Origin of the sequence: uncultured Sphingomonas sp. (assembly GCF_937871615.1) — a bacterium.
GTDB lineage: Bacteria > Pseudomonadota > Alphaproteobacteria > Sphingomonadales > Sphingomonadaceae > Sphingomonas.
Genome location: NZ_CALMPA010000039.1, coordinates 69597 through 91887, shown reverse-complemented (window position 1 = coordinate 91887; position 22291 = coordinate 69597). Strand labels below are relative to the sequence as shown.

The window sequence follows — 22291 nt, the reverse complement described above, 5'->3', positions numbered from 1 at the left end:
CGAACATGCGAAAAACCCCGGCCCGTGGTGGGGCCGGGGCTTCGGTGCATGGTTTCCCGCCTCCGTTCGCCCTGAGCCTGTCGAAGGGTTGGCCTTCTTCCAATGAAGAAAGGGCAGGGCTTCGACAGACGCAGGGTGAACGGGGAGAGATTGCCGAATAGCCTTACAGAACCTCGAACAGCCCCGCCGCGCCCATGCCGCCGCCGACGCACATCGTGACGACGACATATTTCGCGCCGCGCCGCTTGCCCTCGATCAGCGCGTGGCCGGTCATCCGCGCGCCGGACATGCCATAAGGGTGGCCGATCGAGATCGCGCCGCCGTTGACGTTGAGCAATTCATTGGGGATGCCCAGCTTGTCGCGGCAATAGAGCACCTGCACCGCGAACGCCTCGTTCAGTTCCCACAGGCCGATGTCGCTCATCTTGAGGTTGTAGCGCTCAAGCAGCTTGGGGATCGCGAAGACCGGGCCGATGCCCATCTCGTCCGGCTCGGTGCCCGCCACCGCCATGCCGACATAGCGGCCAAGCGGGGTGAGCCCGCGCTTCTCGGCGAGCTTTTCCTCCATCAGCACGCTGGCCGATGCGCCATCGGAAAGCTGCGAGGCGTTGCCGGCGGTGATGTTGAGATCGGGGCCGAGCACCGGGGTGAGCGCCTTCAGCCCCTCCAGCGTGGTTTCCGGGCGGTTGCCCTCATCCTTGGCGAGGGTTACTTCCTTATAGGAGACTTCCTTCGTCTCCTTGTTCACGATCGCCATGTTCGCGGTGACGGGAACGATCTCCGCATCGAACTTGCCGGCGGCCTGCGCGGCGGCGGTGCGCTGCTGCGACTGGAAGCCATATTCGTCCTGCGCATCGCGGCTGATGCCGTAACGCTTGGCGACCACCTCGGCGGTTTGCAGCATCGGCATATAGATGTCCTTGTGCATCGCGATCAGTTCGGGATCGGGCTGCACGCGCATCTGCGGGGTCTGGACGATGCTGATCGATTCGACGCCGCCGCCGATCGCGACATCCATGTTGTCGACGATGATTTCCTTCGCGGCGGTGGCGATCGCCATCAGCCCCGAGGCGCACTGACGATCGAGCGACATGCCCGATACCGACACCGGAAGCCCGCCGCGCAGCAGCGCGGTGCGCGCGATATTGGTCGCCTGCGCGCCCTGCTGGAGTGCTGCGCCAAGCACCACGTCCTGCACTTCGGCGCCGTCGATCCCGGCGCGCTCCACCGCGGCGCGGATCGCATGGCCGGCGAGCGTCGGCGACAAAGTGTTGTTGAACGCCCCGCGATAGGCGCGGCCGATCGGGGTGCGGGCGGTGGAAACGATGACGGCGGAACGCATGGCTTATTTCTCCTGAAACATGGACTTTCCGGGGGAGGGAAAATCAATCGCTGGCCGCAAGGGTCAGACGAATATCTGCGTGATCCATTCGGCGATCATCGCGGGCTTTTCGGAGCCTTCGATCTCCACCGTGGTTTCGGTGGTATATTGGAACTGGCCGGGGCGCTTTTCCTCGAACTCGGTGATCTTCGAGCGACCGCGCACACGCGAGCCCGACGGCACCGGCGCGAGGAAGCGCACTTTGTTCCCGCCGTAGTTGACGCCCATCTTCACGCCGTCGAGCTTCGGTGCGTCGGGGTTCTTCGCCGACATCAGCGGCAGCAGCGACAGCGTGAGGAAGCCGTGCGCGATCGTCGTGCCGAACGGCGTCAGCTTCGCGCGCTCGGGATCGACATGGATGAACTGATGGTCGCCGGTGGCGTCGGCGAATTTGTCAATCATGTCTTGCGACACGTCGATCCAGTCGGACACGGTTTCCTTGCCGATGCTGGCTTTCATCTCGTCGATCGTCACGAACCCTCCACTGGTTTGACCTCACGCCTGAAGCGCGATCTCGCTCCCTCTAGGCGTGGAACGCGGGGGGTCGCAAGCTTTCCCGACCGCAGGCTTTAAGAATGCACGCCGCACCAGTGGCCCGCGCGAACCCGATGTTCGAAAATGCGCCGGCGGGCGGCTATCCGGCGGAAGGCGCCGCCGCGCCCTGTGCCGGATCGGGATAGGGCATGATACGCTGACCGTCCGGCGCGAGCGCGACGCTGGACTGGGTGGGATAGGGGATGGTGATGCCCTGTTCCTCGCACATCCTGAGCAGCGCGATGCCAACCTTGTGGCGTGCCTCGAAAAACGCGGCGTAATCGGCGGATTCGCTGTCGAAATCTATTTCGAAATCGAGGTTGTATGGCGAGAACTGGATGAACCCGCAGCGGATATAGACCAGCCCGCATTCCTCGATCACCTGCTTCACCAGCGCGGGGAAGCGTTCGAGCTTTTCCACCGGGGTTTCATAGGCCAGCCGCAGGACGAACTTGCTGCGCCGATAATCGCGCTTGGAAAGGTTGAGGATTTCCTTGTCGAGCAATTTGCGGTTCGAGATGATTCGCTGTTCGCCGTCATTGCCGCGCACGCGGGTGGATTTCAGCCCGATCTCCTCCACTGTGCCGGAGGACGTGTCATAGGAAATCGAATCCCCGCGCCGGAACGGACGATCGAAGATGATCGCCAGCGCCGCGAACAGATCAGCGAAAATGCCCTGCGCGGCAAGGCCGATCGCGATGCCGCCCACGCCCAGCCCGGCGACCAGCCCGGTCACGTTCACGCCGAGATTGTCCAGCACCACGATCAGCGCGATCGCGAACACCGCGAAGCTCACCAGCACGCGGATCACGCCCATCGCGCTCATCAGCGCCTCGCCGGAATAATTGTCCGAATGCGTGTGCCGTTCGATCGCGCCGATAATCACCTCGCGCGCCCAACTCGCCGCCTGAAACACCGCGACGATGGTGAACAGGAAGTTGATCGTGCCGGCGACCGGGCGTGGCGCGTCGGCATAGCCCAGCACCAGTTTCGCCGCGAGCAGCGCGATGAACAGATTGCCGGTACGCTGGATCGCGCGGCCGAACACCGCTGGCCAGCCCTTGCCGCTGCGGCTGCGGCTGGCGAGCCTCGGCCCGAGGCTGCGCGCCCAGATCAGGATCGCGGCGATCACTGTTGCGATCGCGATCGCGACCGCGATCTGCGCCCAATGGTCCGCGAACCATTCGGCGCTCGAATGATAGAGCGCGCGGAACTGCTCGTCCCAGTTCCGGTGGGGCAGGAGGGGCGCTTTCGCCGCGCTGCTGCTGTTGCTCATCTGCATTCCTTTGGTCAGGCCGCCGGGGCGGCTGGCGTTCCGGTTATCGGGAACGCAATGACGCCGCGTTCGTCATCGCTCAAGTGGCGTGTATTTCAGCGCGCGCGCAAGGCCTTGTGAAACGCCGTCAGCGTGCGTTCGGCTGAATCTCTCTCGCGCGCGTCGATCCTTTGCTGTGCGCGGATGCCTATCCGGCGGCGGCGGCGGTCGGTTCGTGCGCCGCACGGACGCGATATGATTGGCGCCACACGCTTTCCCGCTGGCGACGGCCAAGATAGCTATCCAGCCCGATCTGCGCGCCGAGCAGCATGTAGATGAACGGCTGGAACGCGATTCCGACGAATGCGCCGCCGAGCAGATAGATCAGATGCGCGTGTTGCAGCGCTCCCGCCAGCGCGCCGCCCCAGGCATATTCGCCCTCGCGATGCCGCCGCCGCAATATCTCCATGCGGATCAGCCCGATCACGCTGATCGTCAGCCACAGCGCAAGGCCGGGATACCCCTGTTCGCCGAGCATTTCGAAATAGCTGGAATGATAGGCGCGGCTCTTGTCCACCGTCAGGCTGCGCTCCACGGTGGTCGATGCGCCCGATCCCTTCACGGCCACGGTATCGTAGCGGATCTGGTTCTGGCGATAGGCCTCGAAGCCGCCGCCGAACGGATGGGTCTTGGCGTATTCCCATGTCCATTGCCACACGGCGATGCGGGTGGAGGCGGATTCATCCGCCTTGTAGGTCTTGATCGTCGCCATGCGATCGCTGAACGCCGATGGCAGGAACGGCACCGCCACCACCCCGGCGAGCGCCAGCGCGGCGAGATAGAGCATCGGGCGTTTCACCTCGCGCAGCATCAGCGCCGCAAGCAGCGCGATGCACAGCAACCCGGTGCGTGCCGAGGTGCCGACCGGGATCAGCAGGCAGGCGAAGATCAGGGCATAAGCGAACATCTTCACCCGCCAGCCGGTGCCGAACAACGTGCCATGCCGTGAAAGCCACAGCACCACCGGCACGATGCAGATCGCGACGGTGGAGATGATGCTGCCCTCGTACAGCCCGGAATTGTTGGCGACCATCAGGTTCAGTTCGCCATAGCCACCGCCGGACGCCAGCGTCTTGATCCCGCCGACGATGATGATCGACGCGGCGGACAGCGTCATGAACAGGAGCAGTGCCTCGATCCTGAGCCGCGTGCGCAGGGTGAGCGGCAGGAAGGCGGCGAAAACCAGCGCCTTCCACACCCAATCCCATTTATCCAGCGCCTCCACCGGGAAATCCGCATTGCGCGTGGTGATGCCGCAATAGAGCATCAGCAGCAGGATCAGCGCCTGGCGCGGGGCGAAACGCGAATCGCGCTTGTCGTCGAACAGCAGCCACCCACCGACCGCCAGCGCCACCGCGATCAGCGAGATCGGCACGCTGTTGAGCAGCATATAGGTCAGCCGCTGCGGCGAGACGATGTCGATATAGACATAGGCGAGCACGAACAGGAACGGTTTGCGCAGCCCCATGCCGAGCAGCGCGACCAGGAAGCCGATGAAAGCCAGATCACGCACGCGGGCGGCGCCCCTTGCGCGGCGCTTCATCGCGCGGAGAAGCCTCGCGATCGAGATCGGGGCGGCGCAACAGCAGAAATGCGGCGAGCAGCAGCAATCCGTGCGTCAGGCCCAGCGCGAAATTGTCGATCATCTGCGCCTGCGTTCCATATTGCTGCGTCCGCCGTGGTCGATCCCGCTCTAGCCGCGATGCGGTTGACGCGGCGTTAAATGATCGCGTGGCAAGAGCTTGCGCGTGATGCGTATTCTCCACATCCTCGATCATGGCTTGCCGCTGCATAGCGGCTATACCTTCCGTACCCGCGCGATCCTCACCGCGCAGATGGCGCGCGGGCTGGAAGTGGCCGCCGTTACGGGGCCGCGACAGGGGCCGACCGAGGCGCGCTTCGAGCGCGTGGACGGGATCGACTTCCACCGCACCGTTCCGCCGCGCGCGCTTCCCGCGCCGATCGGCGAACTGGCGGAGATCGCGGCTTTCTCGCGCCGGATCGAGGCGGTGGCAGAGCAATTCCGCCCGCACGTGCTCCATGCCCATTCGCCGGTGCTTGGCGCGCTCGCGGCGTTGCGCGTCGCGCGGCGGCGGGGGCTGCCGCTGGTTTATGAGATCCGCGCGTTCTGGGAGGATGCGGCGGTGGGCAACGGCACGGGGCGCGAAGGCTCCGCGCGCTATCGCGCGACCCGTGCGCTGGAAACCTGGGCCGTGCGCCGCGCCGACGCGGTGGCGGTGATCTGCGAGGGGCTGCGCGACGATCTGATCGCGCGCGGCATTGATCGTGAGAAGATCATGGTGTCGCCCAACGGCGTCGATCTCGGCCTGTTCGGCGCGCCCGGCCCGCGCGACGACGCGCTTGCCGCCGAACTCGGGCTGGAAGGCGATACGATCGGCTTTATCGGCAGCTTCTATGATTATGAGGGGCTGGACGATCTGATCGCCGCCATGCCCGCGCTCGTCGCGGCGCGCCCGAAGGCGCAACTGCTGCTGGTAGGCGGCGGCCCGATGGAGCAGGCGCTACGCGCGCAGGCGGCGGCGTCTCCGGTGGGCGCGCACATCCGCTTCGTGGGCCGCGTGCCGCACGATCAGGTCGAGCGTTATTACGGCCTCATCGAGGTGCTGGCCTATCCGCGCAAGCGGATGCGGCTCACCGATCTCGTCACGCCGCTGAAGCCGCTGGAGGCGATGGCGCAGGGGCGGCTGGTCGCGGCATCCGATGTCGGCGGCCACCGCGAACTGATCCGCGATGGCGATACGGGCACCTTGTTCGCGGCGGACAATCCGCAGGCGATCGCGACCGCGCTGGCCGCCTTGCTTGCCGATCGGAATGAGTGGGATGCCCGGCGCCAGCGCGCGCGCGCCTTCGTCGAGGCGGAGCGTAACTGGTTGTCAAATGTTTCTCGTTACGATCCGGTTTACCAGCGGCTGAGCAACGCCGCGCGTATGGACGAGTCATGGTCGCAGATAACCGCTACAAGCAGTTCCGCATGAAGGGAATCCTTCCCGTCCTGTCGTTGGCGATCGGGCTGGTCGCGGCGGGCCTGATCGCCGCCGCGCCCGCCGCGCTTCTGGATGGCGTGATCGAGCGATCGCGGCTCGCGATGTTCGTGCCGCTTGCCGCGCCGCCGATCGGGGTGACCGGGCGGACGTTGCTCGCGCTTGCTGGTGGTGGGGCGATCGCGCTGCTCGGGCTGATGCCGCGCCTCGTGTCGTCGCTGTTCGTGGGCCGCTCGCGCCGCGCCACGCGGCTTGGCGCGACGCCGCTGCTGCGCCGGGCGGATGCGCATCCCGATGCACCCGCGCGCGCGCCGATCGCGGCGCGCAGCGAGCTTGGCGATCCGTTGCCGATCATTGGCGAGGGCGCGGTGCCGGATGGGCCGGAACAATCATTGCCCGACGATCTTGATCTGCCGCTCGCCGCGTTCGATCCCGATGCGCTGGCGGGCGTGCCGATCGCGACCGGGGCGGCGGAACGCGGCGAACGATTTGAAACCTTTCCCCTGCCCGGCGCGCGAGAGGTGGCGGATCAGCCCGCCGCGTCGATCAGCGCGCTGCTCGACCGGCTGGAGCGCGGCGCGACGCGCCGTGCGGCGACGCGAGACCAGGCGCAGGGCGTGGAGGATACGCTTGGCGCGCTGCGCAAACTGGCGGCGAACTGACGCCGCAATTCTCCCGCGTCACGCCGCAAAACTGCCGCAACTCGCGGCGATGGGGTCTTGATGGCCTATCGTTCAATGATGGCGTTTGGAGCAATTCTTCTTCTGGCGGCTCCTGCGATGGCGGAAACGCCCGCGATCCTCGGGCCGGAAGCGGCGCATTGCGCGCCGGGCGGTGGCCCGGCGATCCTCGTCAACATCACCGGGCTGAAGAATCGCCAGGGCACGGTGCGCGTCCGCACGTTCGGCGGCGATACGTCCACCTGGTTCGACAAGGTGAAGTGGCGGACCAAGGTGGAAATTCCCACGCCGCGCACAGAGCCGATCCGCGTCTGCATGGCGGTCGCCGCGCCGGGCAATTATGCGATCGACGTGCGGCATGATGCGAACGCCAACAATCAGACCGATCGCTCGGACGGGGGCGGTGCCTCGGGCAATCCGCGCGTGACGATCTGGGATTTCATCTTCGGCAGGAAGCCGTCACCCAAGCAGACGGCGGTGAAGGTGGGGCAGGGGGTGACCGAGATTTCGGTGACGATGATGTATCTGAGCGGCACCTCGCTCAAGCCGCTCAGCGAAACGCGGCGCTGATCGGGAAGGGGCTGGTTTCGCGTCACTTTTTGCCGTTGAAGCAGGATCGCAACTTCACTGGCACTGGACGTTGAGAAACATCGGGTAGCGTCATAGGCTGGGGCATGGGCCATGCGTCAGACGAAAAGCTTCAGAGGTTAGCCGATGCTTGGCTGAACGGTCGCTCGCCGGGGAATGGTATGGGGTTGCTGTGGCATTTGGCCCTCCGGCGCTATCCGAGCGCCATGACTGAGCTAAGCCGGCGTATTGGTCATGATGGTTTTTCGGCGTCCGACCCATTTTCGGTTAAAGGCTTAAACTATCGAGCGTTTCGTCGAGGCGATCCGGTCGCCGCCTACAACATGGCGATGTTGTGTTTTAATCAACGCGATTTGCGAGGTTATCGGCATTGGATCCGTCGTGCGGCCAAAGCGGGCGACGAAGATGCACGGCGACAGCTTTGTCATTTCGAGACCCGTTTGCCCCATGGCGCGGCTCGTGACATCCGACGTGGTCGACCGCGCCGAGCCTACGACTGAGCCTGTGGGATGGCAGCTAATGCCGTATCACCATCCCGAAACGTAACCACCCACCATAAGCCGTCACCTCGCGCTCCGTCCCCTCAAACCAAAACCGCCGGCCTCTTGGTGGAGGCCGGCGGCGGAAGGATCAGAGGTCGATCAGGATGCGGGTGGGATCTTCCATCGCGTTCTTCAGCGCGACGAGGAAGGTCACCGCCTCGCGTCCGTCGATCAGGCGGTGATCGTAGCTCAAGGCGAGATACATCATCGGGCGCACCACGACCTGCCCGTTGCGCACCACCGGGCGATCCTCGATCCGGTGGAGGCCGAGCACCGCCGACTGCGGCGGATTGATGATCGGGGTGGACATCAGCGAGCCGAACACGCCGCCGTTCGAGATGGTGAAGGTGCCGCCCTTCATCTCGTCCATCTTGAGCGTGCCGTCCTTGGCGCGGCGACCGAAATCGCCGATCGTCTTTTCGATTCCCGCGACGGTGAGCTGATCGGCATCGCGGATCACCGGCACGACCAGCCCGTTCGGCGCGCTGACCGCGACCGAGATATCGGCATAATCGTGATAGATGATCTCATCGCCCTCGATCGAGGCGTTGACCGAGGGAATATCCTTCAGCGCCATGCACGCGGCCTTCACGAAGAAGCCCATGAAGCCAAGGCGCACGCCGTGCTTCTTCTCGAACAGATCCTTGTATTTGGCGCGGGCTTCCATCACCGCTGTCATATCCACGTCGTTGAACGTGGTGAGCATCGCGGCGGTGTTCTGCGCTTCCTTCAGGCGCTTGGCGATCGTCTGGCGCAGGCGCGTCATGCGCACGCGTTCTTCCTTGCGGCCGGTCGAGGCGGTGGCGGACGGCGTGGCCGGCGCGGCGATCGCGGGAGCCGGGGCGGCCTTGGCGGTCGCGGCGGCGGCGTCGATATCCTCCTTGGTCAGGCGACCGTCCTTGCCGGTGCCCTTGATCGTCGCGGGATCGACGCCATGCTCCAGCACGGCGCGGCGCACCGAGGGGGAGAGCGCGGCAGGGGTGTCGCCAGCCGGCTCGACCGCGGGAGCCGCCGGCGCGGCGACCGGCGCGGCAGCAGCGCCGCCGGCCTCGATCGTCGCGATCATCGCGCCGACCTGAACCGTATCGCCGACCTGCACGGCATGTTGGCCCATCACGCCCGCGACGGGGGAGGGGACTTCCACCGATACCTTGTCGGTTTCGAGGCTGGCGATCGGCTCGTCAGCCGCGACCTTGTCGCCGGGTTGCTTGAGCCATTCGCCCAGCGTCGCCTCGGTGATCGATTCGCCCAGCGTTGGGACCAGAACTTCGATTGCCATCTCTACCTCGTCATCCCTGCTTGAGCCGGGATATTGCTGTCACTGTGAGGCCCCGGCGGCAAGCGCCGGGGCAACGGAAAGGTCACGCGCCGGCGTTGCCGGTCTTCTTCGCCGAATCGCCCTCGCGGGTGCGGCGGATTTCCTCGCGAACATTGTGGCCGAGCGCATCGGCCACCAGCGCGCCCTGTTCGGCCTGGTGGCGCTTCATCAGCCCGGTCGCGGGCGATGCGGCGGCGGCGCGACCGGCGTAGCGCGGGCGCTTCACCGGGCTTTTCGCGTTGACCAGCGCCTGCTCGATATAAGGCTCGACGAAGAACCAATAGCCGTTGTTGCGCGGTTCTTCCTGCGCCCAGATCACTTCCTCAACGTTCGGCATCCGCGCCAGGCGCGCGGTCAGCGGCTCGCCGGGGAAGGGATAGAGCTGCTCGATGCGGATGATCTGGGTGTTCTTGTCACCCGCCGCGTCGCGCGCCTCGATCAGATCATAGGCGACCTTGCCGGTGCACAGCACCACCCGCTTCGTATCCACGTCCGCCGGGGCCGACGGATCGGACAGGATACGGCGGAAGTGGCTGTCGCCGAGGAAGTCCGCCGCGCTTGATACCGCCATCTTGTGGCGCAGCAGCGATTTCGGCGTGAACACCACCAGCGGCTTGCGGAACGAACGGTGCATCTGCCGGCGCAGCAGGTGGAAATAGTTCGCCGGCGTGGTGCAATTCGCGACCTGCATATTGTCGCCGGCGCAGAGCTGGAGGAACCGTTCCGGCCGCGCGGAGCTATGCTCCGGCCCTTGCCCTTCGTAACCATGCGGCAGCAGCATGACGAGGCCGTTGGCGCGCAGCCATTTCGCCTCGCCGCTCGCGATGAACTGGTCGATCATGATCTGCGCGCCGTTGACGAAATCGCCGAACTGCGCCTCCCACAGCACCAGCGTTTTTGGATCGGCGAGCGCATAGCCATATTCGAAGCCGAGCACGCCATATTCGCTCAAGGGGCTGTCCAGCACCTCGAACCGGCCATGTTCGACGTTCGCCAGCGGCACATATTTGTGCTCGTCATTCTGATCGACCCACACGGCATGGCGCTGCGAGAAGGTGCCGCGCCCGGAATCCTGCCCCGAGAGGCGGACGCCATAGCCTTCCGACAAGAGCGCGCCATAAGCCAGCGCCTCGCCGGTCGCCCAGTCGAAATGCTCGCCGGAGCGGAACATCTCGCGCTTGGCGTCGAGCACGCGGGCGAGCGTCTTGTGGATCGAGATCGAATCCGGAACAGTCGTCAGCAGGCGGCCTAGCGCGTCGAACAGCTTCGGCTCCAGCCCGGTGTCGGCGATGCGGCGCGCGCTTTCGGGGTCAGCCGGGACGGACAGGCCGGACCAGCGACCGGCGAACCAGTCCGCCTTGTTCGGCTTGTAGCTGGCGCCGGCCTCGAACTCGCCTTCGAGCAGCGTGGTCTGCTGCTTCACGGTTTCGTCGATCCACGCCTGGTCGATCACCTTTTCGGCGATCAGGCGCTGGCCGTAAATCTCGCTCACCGGCGGATGGCTGCGGATCGCCTTGTACATCAGCGGCTGGGTGAAGCTCGGCTCGTCGCCCTCGTTGTGGCCGAAGCGGCGATAACACCACATGTCGATCACCACGTCGCGGTGGAAGGTCTGGCGATATTCGATCGCCATCTTGCACGCGAAGGTCACGGCTTCGGGATCGTCGCCGTTCACATGGAAGATCGGCGCCTGCACGCCCTTCGCCACATCGGACGGATAGGGCGAGGAGCGCGCGAACTGCGGGCTGGTGGTGAAGCCGATCTGGTTGTTGATGACGAAGTGCAGGCAGCCGCCGGTGTTGTAGCCGCGAATGTCGGAAAAGCCGAAGCATTCCCATACGATGCCCTGGCCGGCGAAGGCCGCGTCGCCGTGGATCAGCACGGGGAGCGACTTCGAATGTTCGGCCAGATCGCCCGCGATCGTCTGGATCGCACGGGTCTTACCGAGCACCACCGGGTCCGCCGCTTCAAGGTGCGACGGGTTGGCGACGAGCGACATGTGGACCTTGTGCCCGTCGAACTCGCGGTCGGTGGAGGTGCCGAGGTGATATTTCACGTCGCCCGAACCGCCGATATCATCGGGGTTGGCCGAGCCGCCGGCGAATTCGTGGAAGATCACGCGCAGCGGCTTCGCCATGACGTTGGCGAGCACGTTGAGCCGGCCGCGATGGGCCATGCCGTAGACGATTTCGTTGACGCCCATCTGGCCGCCATATTTGATGACGCTTTCCAGCGCCGGGATCATGCTTTCGCCGCCGTCGAGACCGAAGCGCTTCGTGCCGACATATTTCTTGCCGAGGAAGCGTTCCCACTGCTCGGCCTCGATCACCTTGTTCAGGATCGCCTTCTTGCCGTCGGCGGTGAACTGGATCGCCTTGTCCTTGCCTTCCATGCGCTCCTGGAGGAAGCGGCGCTCCTCCACGTCGGCGATGTGCATATATTCAAGGCCGACGTTGCCGCAGTAATTGGCGCGCAGGATCGCGACCAGTTCGCGCACCGAGGCCCATTGCAGGCCTAGCGTGCCGCCGAGATAGACCGGGCGATCGAGATCGGCGTCGGAGAAGCCGTGATATTCGGTGGTGAGGTCCGCCGGCAGCTCGCGCAGGCCCGACAGGCCGAGCGGATCGAGATTGGCGGCGAGGTGCCCGCGCACGCGATAGGTGCGGATCAGCATCTGCGCGCGGATCGCATCGGCGGCGGCCTTGACGATCGCATCTTGGCTGGGGGCGGGCGCCGACGCGGCGGCGGCGGGCTTGCCCTTGGCGGGCCTGGGCGCCGGCTCCATCTGGGTCGGGTCGAGCGCTGCCGTCAGGTCGTCGGTCGTGGTCAGCGGCCAGCGGTCGCTTTCCCACGAGGGGCCGGTCGCGGCACCCTCCAGCCCCTCGAAGAAGCCGCGCCAGCCCGGCTCAACGCTTTCCGGCGCGGTCTTGTAGCGCGCATAGAGCGCGTCGATGAACGCGGGCGAAACGCCGCCTGCGATATCCGAGAAATCCTGGCCTTCGTAGCCCATTTCAACTCAACTCCGCCGCCCCGGCAGGTGCCGGAGCCTCAGGCCGCCGGCCCCCCGCACTGCGCCGGGGGCGGCGGCCTGACACATCAATTTAGCCCTTCAGCACCTCAAGCAGCGTCGAGCCGAGTTCGCTCGGGCTCGCCGCAACCTTGATGCCGGCTGCTTCCATCGCCGCGATCTTGTCTTCCGCGCCGCCCTGGCCGCCCGACACGATCGCGCCGGCGTGGCCCATGCGGCGGCCCGGAGGCGCCGTGCGGCCCGCGATGAAGCCGGCCATCGGCTTCTTGCGACCGCGCTTCGCCTCGTCGCGAAGGAACTGTGCCGCTTCTTCTTCGGCCGAGCCGCCGATCTCGCCGATCATGATGATCGACTTGGTCGCCTCGTCCGCGAGGAACAGTTCGAGCACGTCGATGAAGTTCGTGCCGTTGACCGGATCGCCGCCGATGCCGACCGCGGTGGTCTGCCCAAGGCCGGCGTTCGAGGTCTGGAACACCGCCTCATAGGTGAGCGTGCCCGAGCGCGAGACGACGCCGACCGAGCCCTGCTTGAAGATGTTGCCCGGCATGATGCCGATCTTGCACTGGCCCGGCGTCAGCACGCCGGGGCAGTTCGGGCCGATCAGCCGCGATTTGCTGCCGGAAAGCGCGCGCTTCACCTTCACCATGTCGAGCACCGGAATGCCCTCCGTGATCGTGACGATCAGCGGCACTTCGGCGTCGATCGCCTCAAGGATCGAGTCTGCCGCGAAGGGCGGCGGCACGTAGATCACGCTGGCGGTCGCGCCGGTCTTGGCGACGGCTTCGGCGACGGTGTCGAAGTTCGGCAGGCCGAGTTCTTCGTGGATCGTGCCGCCCTTGCCCGGCGTCACGCCACCGACCATCTGCGTGCCGTAATCAAGCGCGGCCTTCGTGTGGAAGGTGCCGGTCTTGCCGGTCATCCCCTGGGTGATGACCTTGGTGTTCTTATCGACGAGAATGCTCATGCGGGTTCCCAACTTCTTGTGCTCCCGCGTAACCGGGGGCCGGGACTGCGCTCCCGCGCGCGCGGGAGCCGGGTTGTCTCTTTCGGTGGCCCGGCCCCGCGTCGACGGGGCCGGGGGCACGATCACTTCAGTGTTTCGTCGATGCCCTTGCAGGCGACGAGAAGTTCCTTCACCGCGTCGACCGAGACCTGAAGGCCGGCCTTGGCGTCGTCGCCGAGCTTGACCTCCACGATCTTCTCCACGCCGCCCGCGCCGATCACCACCGGCACGCCGACATAGAGATCGTCGACGCCATACTGGCCCGAGAGATAGGCCGCGCACGGCAGGATGCGCTTCTGATCGTAGAGATAGGCTTCCGCCATCGCGATGCCGCTGGTGGCGGGCGCGTAATAGGCCGAGCCGGTCTTGAGCAGCGCGACGATCTCGCCGCCGCCGCCGCGCGTGCGCTTCACGATCTCGTCGACCTTCTCCTTGGTGGAGAAGCCCATCGCGATCAGATCGCTGACCGGGATGCCGCTGACGGTGGAATATTCGAGCACCGGCACCATCGTGTCGCCATGGCCGCCGAGCACGAAGGTGTTCACGTCCTTCACCGACACGCCGAATTCGTCGGCGAGGAAGTGGCTGAAGCGTGCCGAGTCGAGCACGCCGGCCATGCCGACGACCTTGTTGTGCGGCAGGCCGGAGAATTCGCGCAGCGCCCACACCATCGCGTCGAGCGGGTTGGTGATGCAGATGACGAAAGCGTTGGGGGCATTGGCCTTGATGCCCTCGCCGACCGACTTCATCACCTTCAGGTTGATGCCGAGCAGGTCGTCACGGCTCATGCCCGGCTTGCGGGCGACGCCGGCGGTGACGATGATGACATCGGCGCCCGCGATATCCTTGTAATCGTTCGTGCCGGTGATCTTCGCATCGAAGCCCTCTACGGGTCCGCACTGCGACAGATCGAGCGCCTTGCCCTGCGGCACGCCTTCGACCACGTCGAACAGGACGATATCACCAAGGCCCTTGAGGGCCGCCAAATGCGCGAGCGTGCCACCGATGTTTCCGGCGCCGATCAGCGCGATCTTCTTGCGGGCCATTCCATCCCTTTCCGTCAGTAGTTGCGGCGTGAATGGATAGGTCGCCTACGCCCATCCGACGCTGGGGGCAACCTATAAAGATCGCAGGTTAAGGAATTTACTGCAATCAGTTCGCAATAGCAATAAGGTGCATTTCATCGCGTTTCAAGCTGTTCCATTGCCGGCTCGGCTCAGTTCCCGTGGCCCGTCGCGAGATATTCCTCGGAGCGCATTTCCTCCAGCCGGCTGACGGTGCGCTGAAATTCGAACCGCCCGTCGCCGCTCGGATAAAGCTGGTCCGGCTGCGCGTCCGCCGCGGCGAGCAGCTTCACCTTATATTCGTACAGCGCGTCGATCAGGCTGACGAAGCGCGCCGCCTCGTTGCGGTTTTCCGGGCCGAGCACGGGCACGCCGACGAGGATGACGGTGTGATAGCGTCTTGCGATCGCCAGATAGTCCGCGCTGCCGCGCGCCTCCGCGCATAGCCGCTTGAAACTGAACACCGCGACGCCCTTCAGCGATTTGGGCACATGCAGCGCGCGGCCCTGCACGAGAATATCCTCGCTTGGCACGTGAGCGCGATCCTCGGGCGGATAATCGGTGAGGCGGAAGAAGGCGGCGGACAGTTCGGCGGTTGCCTTCGCGCCGTTGGGGACCAGCCAGGTATCCTGTTGCCCTAGCCGGTCGCGGCGGTAATCGACCGGGCCGTTGAGCGCGAGCACGTCGAGCCGCTGCTCGATCAGCGCGATGAACGGCAGGAAATGTTCGCGGTTGAGCCCGTTCTTGTAGAGGTCGGCGGGCACGCGGTTCGATGTGGTGACGACGGTAACGCCCATTTCGATCAGCGCGGTGAACAGCCGTGACAGGATCATCGCGTCCGGCGAATTGGTCACCATCATCTCGTCGAACGCGAGCAATTGCGCCTCCGCCGCCAGCGCGGTGGCGACGGGGATGATCGGGTCGCCCGCTTCCTTGCGGCGCTCGATCGCGATGCGGCCATGGACCTCAAGCATGAACTCGCCGAAATGGACCCGGCGTTTCCGCTGACAGGCCACATTGGCGAAGAACAGATCCATCAGCATTGATTTGCCGCGACCGACATCGCCCCACAGATAGATGCCGCGCGGCGGCACGGGGCGGCGGCGGAACAGTCCCTTGGTCTTTGGATTTTCCAGTTCGCTCGCCAGCGCGTCGAGCCGGCGCGCGGCGGCGCCCTGCTCGGCATCGGGGCGCAATTCTCCGGCAGCGATCAGCGCGTCATAAGCGGAAAGGACTTTACCCAATTATCTGCTCCATTCGCCGCCCCGGCGCGATGAGCGGGGCGACCCGGCCTTGATAGCGAGTCAGCGTTTCGCGCCGGGCTTTCTGATCGTGCCGGAAAATTCGGCCACCACGCCGGCATCATCGCCCTGCACGATCAGCCCGCGCAGGAACAGCATCCGCCCGGTTTCGCGCAACAACTCCACCCGCGCCTCCAGCGGCTCGCCGATCTTGCCGCCGCCGATGAAATGGGTGTTGAGATCGAGCGTCACGGCGGTGCCCGCCGCAACCAGGCCGAAGCTGCGCGCGGCGGCGAATAGCGATACGTCGATGAAGCCCAGCATCGCCCCGCCGTGAACGACATTGGCGAGATTTGAGTGTTGCCGCTCCGGCGTCATCCGCACGTGGGCGATGCCGTTCTCCACGCGGACGATCATGTCGCCGAGGAACGCGTTGTAGCGCGTCGAATCCTTGAACCCCCATTTCATCCAGCCGGGATGATCGGGGTGCTCCTCGTAGAGGAATTCAGGTTTCGGCTCGGTCATTCTGTTTTCCGGCGGCACCTACGGTGCGACATGCATCGCAGGTGCATTCCAAAAGGGCCGCATCAGACGACGCGTTCGGCTTCCATCTTCTTGATTTCCGCGATCGCCTTGGCCGGGGAGAGGCCCTTCGGGCAGGCGTTGGCGCAATTCATGATCGTGTGGCAGCGATACAGGCGGAAGGGATCTTCCAGCGCGTCGAGCCGCTCGCCGGTCATCTCGTCGCGGCTGTCGGCCAGCCAGCGATAGGCCTGGAGCAGGATCGCCGGGCCGAGGAACTTGTCGCTGTTCCACCAGTAGCTCGGGCAGGAGGTGGAGCAGCACGCGCACAGGATGCATTCGTACAAGCCGTCGAGCTTGGCGCGATCCTCGGGCGACTGGAGCCGTTCCTTGCCGGCGGGCGCCGGCGTCACGGTCTGCAACCACGGCGTGATCGAGGCATATTGCGCGTAGAAATGCGTGAAATCCGGGACGAGATCCTTGATAACGTCCATCGCAGGCAGCGGGGTGATCTTCACCTCGCCCTTCATGTCCTCGATCGCGGTGGTGCAGGCGAGGCCGTTCTTGCCGTCGATATTCATCGAGCACGAGCCGCAAATGCCTTCGCGGCACGAGCGGCGGAAGGTGAGCGACGCATCCTGCTCGCTCTTGATCTTGATGAGCGCGTCCAGAACCATCGGGCCGCATTCGTCGAGATTCACCTCGAACGTGTCGTAGCGCGGATTCTCGCCCGAATCGGGATCGTAGCGATAAATCTTGAAATTGCGCATCTTGCCGCCGGGCTGGGGCGAGGGGATTTTCCGTCCGCCCTTGATCTTGCTGTTCGCGGGCAAGGTGAATTCGGCCATCGTTCTTCCCGATTCAGTCTGTTGCGGTCGCGGAGCGGAGGCCGCTCCAGTCGAGATTTCGCGTCAGGTACATGATGCAGGCCAGTGCCGCAAACAGGAGAATCGCTCCAATCGGCAATGAATAGGCTTCACGGCTGAGCGAAAGGCGCGCGATCGTGCAACGCGCGGGCGCGCTTTGCGATGTGCCGCGCGGACGGATCGCACCGCGCATTGCTGCGTTCAATCGGCGATTGCCCGTGCGACATGCGGAGGGTGCGGGCCGAATCGGAAAAAGGGGAAACGAACGATGCGTATCGCCATCGCGGTTCTGGGGGTGATTGCCGTGGCGCTGCCCGCCGCGCTTTCCGCGCAGGAAGTGCAGGACAACAACGCCTCCACCCTGTCCGAAGCGGGGAAGATCGCCGCGCGTCCCGCGCATGATGTGGGCATCGCCAACAAGAAGGTGCCGCCGGTGCTCCAGCGCGCCGCCGCCGCGCCTTATGCCATGCAGGGCACCGCTTCGTGCGCCCAGCTTTCACATGGTATCGCCGCGCTCGATGCGGCGCTTGGCCCCGATTTCGGCGAAGCGGCGCCGGTATCGGGCACAAAGGCGGGGCAGATCGCCAAGGTGGCCGGGGAAACGGTGGTCGATACGATCATCCCGTTCCGCGGGCTGGTGCGCGAGGTGAGCGGCGCCGCCGCCGCGCAGCGCCGGATGCAGGCGGCGACCTATGCCGGGCTGGCGCGGCGTGGCTTCCTGCGCGGCCTTGCACGCGGGAAGGGATGCAAGGTGTGAGCTACAGCCGCGTGCCGACCACGGCGCAGGCGAGGAACATCAGCAGCCCCGCGAAACGGTTGGCGCGGAAGCGGGCGAGGGCGCCGGCGCCATCGTCGGGCCGGAGCGTCAGCACCTGCCAGCCGAGATGCGCCGCCATCGGCAACAGCGCGACGAACACCAGCGGATCGGGCCGAACCAGCCACAAGGCGCCACTCCACAGCGCCAGCGCCACGGCGTAGAAGGCGGAGACCCCCGGCACCACATGCCTGCCCATCGCCAGCGCCGATGAACGGATGCCGATCAGCGCGTCATCCTCGCGATCCTGCAGGGCATAGATTGTGTCATAGCCGATCACCCAGCAGATCGACCCGGCGTAGAGCAGCAGCCCCGGCAGCGCGACCCCGCCCCATGCCTCGTTCCAGCCGACCAGCGCGGCCCATGAAAACACCAGGCCAAGCCAGGCCTGCGGCCACCAGGTGATCTTTTTCATGAACGGATAGGCGGCGACCAGCGCCAGGCTGGCGACCGCGATGATCGCGCTATCCACCCTCAGTTGCAGCAGCACCGCCAGCCCGACGAGGCTGAGCAGCGCAAGCCAGGCCCACGCCGCCTTGAGTGACACCGCGCCGCTCGCCAGCGGGCGCGATCGCGTGCGCGCGACGCTCGCATCCAGTTCGCGATCGACGATATCGTTATAGACGCAGCCCGCGCCGCGCATCGCGATGCTGCCCGCGAGCAGCCACAGGATCAGCGGCCAGCGTTCCGCCGCGCCGCCAGCCAGCGCCACCGCCCATGCGCCCGGCCAGAACAGCAGCCACCAGCCGATCGGGCGATCGAAGCGCGCGAGCAGCGCGAAGTTGCGCAATCGCGCCGGGAGCGCGGCGACGATCCCGCGATGTTGCGTATCGGGGACGATATCGGATGTGTCGGTCACGCGATGCTTCCTATCCGCCGCGCCTCGCTTCCGCCACAGCCGGTTGGCAGGGTTTGCCGTTCCTGATCGGCTGCCCCTAGATATGGGCGTCGGCGAAAGGGAGTGTTTGCGTATGTCCTTGATGCGGATCGCGGCGATGGCCGCGCTGGTTTCGATTGCCATGCCGGTCGCGGCGCAGCGCGGGCCGGCGCTCGCGGGCACGTGGCGTAATGATGCGGATAGCGTGCGTATCCGTATCGCGCCATGCGGGCGGGGGTTGTGCGGTCGCGTCGTGGCGGCGAACGAGAAGGCCAAGGCGGATGCCGCGCGCGGCGGCACGGATCGGCTGATCGGCACCGAATTGTTTCACGATTTTCAGCGTGAGGAAGATGGCCTGTGGTACGGCCAGGTCTATGTGCCGGATATCGACAGGACGTTCGATGGCACGCTGGAACTGGTCGATCGCGACACGATCGTCGGCACGGGCTGCCTGTTCGCGGGCTTCGGCTGCAAGACGCAAAGCTGGAAGCGCGTCCGCTGATCCATCTGTCGGTAGCGATCGGTCGATTCGTCGAGGCCCTGTTCTACGCGATCCTGCGGGTGGCGGGGGTGATTACGCTGGCGGTGATCGGCATTGCCTTCGCCGGCTTCCTCCTGTTCATGCTCGCGCGATGGATGATCGGACGAGGCCGAACGAAGTGATCGCTACTCCCGCCTGGCCGCCGCGCTCCACGCCGCGCCTCTATGTGGCCGAGCCGCTTGCGCCCGGCGCGCGGCGGATCGACGGGCCAGCGGCGCATTATCTGGGGCAGGTGATGCGGATGAAGCCGGGCGATCCGGTGAAATTGTTTGATGACGCGACCGGCGAATGGCTCGCGGTGGCGCAAAGCGTCGGGCGGCGCGAGGTGATGCTCGACGTGCGCGAGCAACTCGCCCCGCGTGAGGCGGTGCCCGATCTGTGGCTGATCGCTGCGCCGCTCAAGAAGGGGCGCGTCGACTGGATGGCGGAGAAAGCGTGCGAGCTTGGCGTCGCGCGGCTGGTGCCGGTGGTCACGCGGCGCACGGTGGTGGACAAGCCGAACACCGATCGGCTGCGCGCGCATATGATCGAGGCGGCGGAGCAATGCGGTCGCACCGCGCTGCCGCAAGTGGCGGAGCCTGTGAAGCTCGCCGCGTTGCTGCGGGAGTGGCCGGCAGATCGCGCGCTCTATTTCGCCGACGAGCAGGGCGGGGCGCCCGCGCGCGTGGCGATGAAGCCGGGCGCGGCGGCGATCCTGATCGGTCCCGAAGGCGGCTTCGATGATGATGAGCGCGCGGCGATTCGCGCGACGCCGGGCGCGGTGGCGATCTCGCTTGGCCCGCGCATCCTGCGTGCGGACACCGCCGCCGCCGCTGCCGTTGCGATATGGATGGCCGGCGCTGGCGACTGGCGGTAACGCTCTCCCCGCCGCAATGTTTACGGCGGAAACTTCGTGATTGACTCCGGCGGCGGCGCGCGGCATTACGATGTTAACAGCGAAAACATTGGGCGATACGATCATGCTCAGGCCGCTTGTCTCTGCTCTGGTGCCACTGCTGCTCGATTCGCTCGGCGTGATCGTCTTCGCGATCCTGCTGGCGGCGCATGTTGCGCTGGTTCCCGCGACGATCGTGGGTGCGGCGGTTGGTTGCGCGGTGGTGGGGTGGGAGGCTCTGCGGCATCGGCGCGTGCCGGCGCTGCAATGGGTGAGCCTCGCGCTGATCCTGCTCTCCGCAGGGGCGGTGATACTTGGCGGCGATGCACGTTTCGTGATGGTGAAGCCCAGCGTCATCTATGCGGTCGTCGGGGTGGCGATGCTGCGCCGGGGGTGGATGAACCGCTATGTCTCGCCGGCGGATCTGGCGCGAATCGGCGATCTGATGACGCTGTTCGGCTTCGTCTGGGCGGCGCTGATGCTGCTGACCGCCGGGCTGAACCTGCTGTTCGCGCTGGCCTTCACCGCGGCGTGGCCCGCCTTCATCGGCATCTTCCCGCTCGCCTCGAAGCTGCTGTTGTTCGCGGCGCAGTTCCTGACGGTCAACCTGATCGGTCGCGCGCGGGCGCAACAGGCCCTCTAGCGGACCCGTTCATCCCCGCGTAAGGCGCGAGCATGACGACCAAGACCGTTTCGGAAAGCAACTCGCCGGTCATCGAATCGCGCGATCAGCTAATTGCCAGCTTCGCGCGCGGCGAGAAGCCAAGGGAACGCTGGCGCATCGGCACCGAACACGAAAAGTTCGTCTATTCAATTGCCGATCATCATGCCCCGTCATGGGACGAGCCGGGCGGCATTCGCGCGTTGCTGACCGAGCTTCAGCAATATGGCTGGCAGCCGGTGGAGGAGGGCGGCAAGCTCATCGCGCTTACCGGCCCGGATGGCGCCGTCAGCCTGGAGCCGGCGGGGCAGTTCGAATTGTCCGGCGCGCCGCTCGACAACCTTCACCAGACCTGCGCCGAAACCGGGCGCCATCTGGAACAGGTGAAGGCGGCGGGGGAGAAGCTCGGCATCGGCTTCCTCGGCCTCGGCATGTGGCCGGACAAGACCCGCGCCGAACTGCCGATCATGCCCAAGGGCCGCTACGCCATCATGCTGCGCCATATGCCGCGCGTCGGCTCGATGGGGCTGGACATGATGCTGCGCACCTGCACGATCCAGGTGAACCTCGATTACGCCAGCGAAGCCGATATGGTGCAGAAATTCCGCGTCGGCCTCGCGCTTCAGCCGCTTGCCACCGCGCTGTTCGCCAATTCGCCGTTCACCGAAGGCAAGCCCAACGGCTATCTTTCGTATCGCAGCCATATCTGGTCGGATACCGATCCCGCGCGCACGGGGATGCTGCCGTTCGTGTTCGAGGATGGCTTCGGTTATGAGCGTTACGCCGAATATATGCTCGATGTGCCGATGTACTTCGCTTATCGCGAGGGCAGATATATCGACGCGGCGGGCCTGTCGTTCCGCGATTTCCTGAAGGGCGAATTGCCCGTCCTGCCCGGCGAGAAGCCGACGATGGAGGACTGGAACGATCACCTTTCCACCGCTTTTCCCGAAGTGCGGCTCAAGACCTTCCTTGAGATGCGCGGGGCGGATGGCGGGCCGTGGAGCCGCATCTGCGCGCTGCCGGCATTCTGGGTGGGGCTGCTCTACGATCAGGGCGCGCTCGACGCGGCATGGGATATGGTGAAGCACTGGACGATGGAGGAGCGCGAGGCGCTGCGGAGCGCCGCGCCGAAGCTCGGCCTCGCCGCGCCGCTCCCCGGCGGCGGCACGCTGCGCGATATCGCGGGCGCGGTGCTGGATATCGCCAGCGCCGGCCTCGCGGCGCGCGCGCGGCTCAGCCGCTCCGGCGACAACGAAACCGGCTTCCTCGATCCGCTGCGGGAGATCGTCCGCAGCGGCAAGGTGCCGGCGGAGGTGCTGCTGGAGCGTTATCACGGCGCATGGGGCGGCGATGTGTCGCGGGTATATGGCGAGGAAAGCTTCTAAGGTGCGTTGAGTGTGGTGTATATATTTCAACGCGTTAATGGCTATTATTCGT

The 22291-nt window shown here is 65.7% G+C and carries 23 protein-coding genes; 9 read left to right on the top strand and 14 right to left on the bottom strand.

The features are described from left to right. Positions 1-163: 163 nt before the first annotated feature. The 5 genes from Q0316_RS10430 to Q0316_RS10410 form a co-directional block, all read right to left on the bottom strand. The gene (locus tag Q0316_RS10430; RefSeq protein WP_298671978.1) at positions 164-1342 is read right to left on the bottom strand and encodes an acetyl-CoA C-acyltransferase; all 1179 of its coding nucleotides are present in this window, start codon (positions 1340-1342) and stop codon (positions 164-166) included. 63 nt (positions 1343-1405) lie between these two features. After that, positions 1406-1840, bottom strand: coding sequence for a MaoC family dehydratase (locus Q0316_RS10425; RefSeq protein WP_298672113.1), 435 nt, complete (start codon positions 1838-1840; stop codon positions 1406-1408). A 175-nt stretch (positions 1841-2015) separates the two neighbouring features. Continuing rightward, a complete protein-coding gene (locus Q0316_RS10420; RefSeq protein ID WP_298671976.1) occupies positions 2016-3191 on the bottom strand; it encodes a mechanosensitive ion channel family protein in 1176 nt (391 codons plus the stop codon). A gap of 187 nt (positions 3192-3378) precedes the next feature. Continuing rightward, positions 3379-4743, bottom strand: coding sequence for a putative O-glycosylation ligase, exosortase A system-associated (locus Q0316_RS10415; protein ID WP_298671974.1), 1365 nt, complete (start codon positions 4741-4743; stop codon positions 3379-3381). Beyond that, positions 4736-4876: a hypothetical protein gene (locus tag Q0316_RS10410; protein WP_298671973.1), complete on the bottom strand. Its 141-nt coding sequence runs from the start codon at positions 4874-4876 to the stop codon at positions 4736-4738. Before Q0316_RS10410 ends, Q0316_RS10415 begins: the two co-directional genes overlap by 8 nt. A gap of 105 nt (positions 4877-4981) precedes the next feature. Here Q0316_RS10410 and Q0316_RS10405 point away from each other — a divergent pair, with 105 nt between their 5' ends. From Q0316_RS10405 to Q0316_RS10390, 4 genes are all read left to right on the top strand, one after another. After that, positions 4982-6226: a TIGR04063 family PEP-CTERM/XrtA system glycosyltransferase gene (locus Q0316_RS10405; RefSeq protein ID WP_298672110.1), complete on the top strand. Its 1245-nt coding sequence runs from the start codon at positions 4982-4984 to the stop codon at positions 6224-6226. After that, on the top strand, positions 6190-6894 hold the full coding sequence (locus Q0316_RS10400; protein WP_298671971.1) for a hypothetical protein: 705 nt from the start codon (positions 6190-6192) through the stop codon (positions 6892-6894). Before Q0316_RS10405 ends, Q0316_RS10400 begins: the two co-directional genes overlap by 37 nt. Positions 6895-6954: 60 nt before the next feature. Further along, on the top strand, positions 6955-7482 hold the full coding sequence (locus Q0316_RS10395; RefSeq protein WP_298671969.1) for a DUF2141 domain-containing protein: 528 nt from the start codon (positions 6955-6957) through the stop codon (positions 7480-7482). Between the two features lie 104 nt (positions 7483-7586). Next, positions 7587-8000, top strand: coding sequence for a hypothetical protein (locus Q0316_RS10390; RefSeq protein WP_298671968.1), 414 nt, complete (start codon positions 7587-7589; stop codon positions 7998-8000). A gap of 130 nt (positions 8001-8130) precedes the next feature. On the opposite strand, the gene odhB is transcribed toward Q0316_RS10390, so the two are convergent. The 8 genes from odhB to Q0316_RS10350 all read right to left on the bottom strand — a co-directional run bounded on the left by odhB (position 8131) and on the right by Q0316_RS10350 (position 17277). Then, the gene (odhB, locus tag Q0316_RS10385) at positions 8131-9321 is read right to left on the bottom strand and encodes a 2-oxoglutarate dehydrogenase complex dihydrolipoyllysine-residue succinyltransferase (protein WP_298671965.1); all 1191 of its coding nucleotides are present in this window, start codon (positions 9319-9321) and stop codon (positions 8131-8133) included. 82 nt (positions 9322-9403) lie between these two features. After that, positions 9404-12370, bottom strand: a complete 2967-nt coding sequence (locus Q0316_RS10380) for a 2-oxoglutarate dehydrogenase E1 component (RefSeq protein ID WP_298671962.1) — start codon at positions 12368-12370, stop codon at positions 9404-9406. A gap of 91 nt (positions 12371-12461) precedes the next feature. Then, complete coding sequence (sucD, locus tag Q0316_RS10375) at positions 12462-13352, bottom strand: succinate--CoA ligase subunit alpha (RefSeq protein ID WP_298671960.1); 891 nt, start codon at positions 13350-13352, stop codon at positions 12462-12464. A 122-nt stretch (positions 13353-13474) separates the two neighbouring features. Then, positions 13475-14437 carry a malate dehydrogenase gene (gene mdh, locus Q0316_RS10370; RefSeq protein WP_298671958.1) on the bottom strand — a complete coding sequence of 321 codons (963 nt, stop codon included), beginning with the start codon at positions 14435-14437 and terminating at the stop codon, positions 13475-13477. A 170-nt stretch (positions 14438-14607) separates the two neighbouring features. Then, complete coding sequence (gene zapE, locus Q0316_RS10365; protein ID WP_298671956.1) at positions 14608-15699, bottom strand: cell division protein ZapE; 1092 nt, start codon at positions 15697-15699, stop codon at positions 14608-14610. A gap of 60 nt (positions 15700-15759) precedes the next feature. Beyond that, positions 15760-16221: a PaaI family thioesterase gene (locus Q0316_RS10360; RefSeq protein ID WP_298671954.1), complete on the bottom strand. Its 462-nt coding sequence runs from the start codon at positions 16219-16221 to the stop codon at positions 15760-15762. Positions 16222-16283: 62 nt separating this feature from the next. Next, entirely contained in the window at positions 16284-17066 is a 783-nt protein-coding gene (locus Q0316_RS10355; RefSeq protein ID WP_298671952.1) for a succinate dehydrogenase iron-sulfur subunit, read from the bottom strand. Between the two features lie 13 nt (positions 17067-17079). Beyond that, positions 17080-17277: an inner membrane CreD family protein gene (locus Q0316_RS10350; protein WP_298671950.1), complete on the bottom strand. Its 198-nt coding sequence runs from the start codon at positions 17275-17277 to the stop codon at positions 17080-17082. A gap of 75 nt (positions 17278-17352) precedes the next feature. Between Q0316_RS10350 and Q0316_RS10345 the strand changes: the two genes are divergently transcribed. Beyond that, positions 17353-17841, top strand: a complete 489-nt coding sequence (locus Q0316_RS10345; protein ID WP_298671948.1) for a hypothetical protein — start codon at positions 17353-17355, stop codon at positions 17839-17841. 1 nt (position 17842) lies between these two features. Here Q0316_RS10345 and ubiA read toward each other — a convergent pair whose 3' ends face one another. After that, entirely contained in the window at positions 17843-18757 is a 915-nt protein-coding gene (gene ubiA, locus Q0316_RS10340) for a 4-hydroxybenzoate octaprenyltransferase (RefSeq protein ID WP_298671946.1), read from the bottom strand. Between the two features lie 112 nt (positions 18758-18869). On the opposite strand from ubiA, the gene Q0316_RS10335 reads away from it, so the two are divergent. The 4 genes from Q0316_RS10335 (at position 18870) to Q0316_RS10320 (ending at position 22239) form a co-directional block, all read left to right on the top strand. Next, positions 18870-19277 carry a DUF2147 domain-containing protein gene (locus Q0316_RS10335; protein WP_298671944.1) on the top strand — a complete coding sequence of 136 codons (408 nt, stop codon included), beginning with the start codon at positions 18870-18872 and terminating at the stop codon, positions 19275-19277. A gap of 157 nt (positions 19278-19434) precedes the next feature. Beyond that, the gene (locus Q0316_RS10330) at positions 19435-20172 is read left to right on the top strand and encodes a 16S rRNA (uracil(1498)-N(3))-methyltransferase (protein WP_298672108.1); all 738 of its coding nucleotides are present in this window, start codon (positions 19435-19437) and stop codon (positions 20170-20172) included. 70 nt (positions 20173-20242) lie between these two features. Beyond that, the gene (locus tag Q0316_RS10325; RefSeq protein ID WP_298671941.1) at positions 20243-20833 is read left to right on the top strand and encodes a septation protein IspZ; all 591 of its coding nucleotides are present in this window, start codon (positions 20243-20245) and stop codon (positions 20831-20833) included. Between the two features lie 32 nt (positions 20834-20865). After that, complete coding sequence (locus Q0316_RS10320; RefSeq protein ID WP_298671939.1) at positions 20866-22239, top strand: glutamate--cysteine ligase; 1374 nt, start codon at positions 20866-20868, stop codon at positions 22237-22239. Positions 22240-22291: the final 52 nt, after the last annotated feature.

Bases quoted from the DNA above. Each gene is read 5' to 3' on its own strand.
- Q0316_RS10430 (WP_298671978.1), bottom strand. From the start codon at position 1,342: ATGCGTTCCGCCGTCATCGTTTCCACCGCCCGCACCCCGATCGGCCGC.
- Q0316_RS10425 (WP_298672113.1), bottom strand. From the start codon at position 1,840: ATGAAAGCCAGCATCGGCAAGGAAACCGTGTCCGACTGGATCGACGTG.
- Q0316_RS10420 (WP_298671976.1), bottom strand. From the start codon at position 3,191: ATGAGCAACAGCAGCAGCGCGGCGAAAGCGCCCCTCCTGCCCCACCGG.
- Q0316_RS10410 (WP_298671973.1), bottom strand. From the start codon at position 4,876: ATGATCGACAATTTCGCGCTGGGCCTGACGCACGGATTGCTGCTGCTC.
- Q0316_RS10405 (WP_298672110.1), top strand. From the start codon at position 4,982: ATGCGTATTCTCCACATCCTCGATCATGGCTTGCCGCTGCATAGCGGC.
- Q0316_RS10400 (WP_298671971.1), top strand. From the start codon at position 6,190: ATGGTCGCAGATAACCGCTACAAGCAGTTCCGCATGAAGGGAATCCTT.
- Q0316_RS10395 (WP_298671969.1), top strand. From the start codon at position 6,955: ATGGCCTATCGTTCAATGATGGCGTTTGGAGCAATTCTTCTTCTGGCG.
- Q0316_RS10390 (WP_298671968.1), top strand. From the start codon at position 7,587: ATGGGCCATGCGTCAGACGAAAAGCTTCAGAGGTTAGCCGATGCTTGG.
- odhB (WP_298671965.1), bottom strand. From the start codon at position 9,321: ATGGCAATCGAAGTTCTGGTCCCAACGCTGGGCGAATCGATCACCGAG.
- Q0316_RS10380 (WP_298671962.1), bottom strand. From the start codon at position 12,370: ATGGGCTACGAAGGCCAGGATTTCTCGGATATCGCAGGCGGCGTTTCG.
- sucD (WP_298671960.1), bottom strand. From the start codon at position 13,352: ATGAGCATTCTCGTCGATAAGAACACCAAGGTCATCACCCAGGGGATG.
- mdh (WP_298671958.1), bottom strand. From the start codon at position 14,437: ATGGCCCGCAAGAAGATCGCGCTGATCGGCGCCGGAAACATCGGTGGC.
- Q0316_RS10360 (WP_298671954.1), bottom strand. From the start codon at position 16,221: ATGACCGAGCCGAAACCTGAATTCCTCTACGAGGAGCACCCCGATCAT.
- Q0316_RS10355 (WP_298671952.1), bottom strand. From the start codon at position 17,066: ATGGCCGAATTCACCTTGCCCGCGAACAGCAAGATCAAGGGCGGACGG.
- Q0316_RS10350 (WP_298671950.1), bottom strand. From the start codon at position 17,277: ATGCGCGGTGCGATCCGTCCGCGCGGCACATCGCAAAGCGCGCCCGCG.
- Q0316_RS10345 (WP_298671948.1), top strand. From the start codon at position 17,353: ATGCGTATCGCCATCGCGGTTCTGGGGGTGATTGCCGTGGCGCTGCCC.
- Q0316_RS10335 (WP_298671944.1), top strand. From the start codon at position 18,870: ATGTCCTTGATGCGGATCGCGGCGATGGCCGCGCTGGTTTCGATTGCC.
- Q0316_RS10325 (WP_298671941.1), top strand. From the start codon at position 20,243: ATGTTAACAGCGAAAACATTGGGCGATACGATCATGCTCAGGCCGCTT.
- Q0316_RS10320 (WP_298671939.1), top strand. From the start codon at position 20,866: ATGACGACCAAGACCGTTTCGGAAAGCAACTCGCCGGTCATCGAATCG.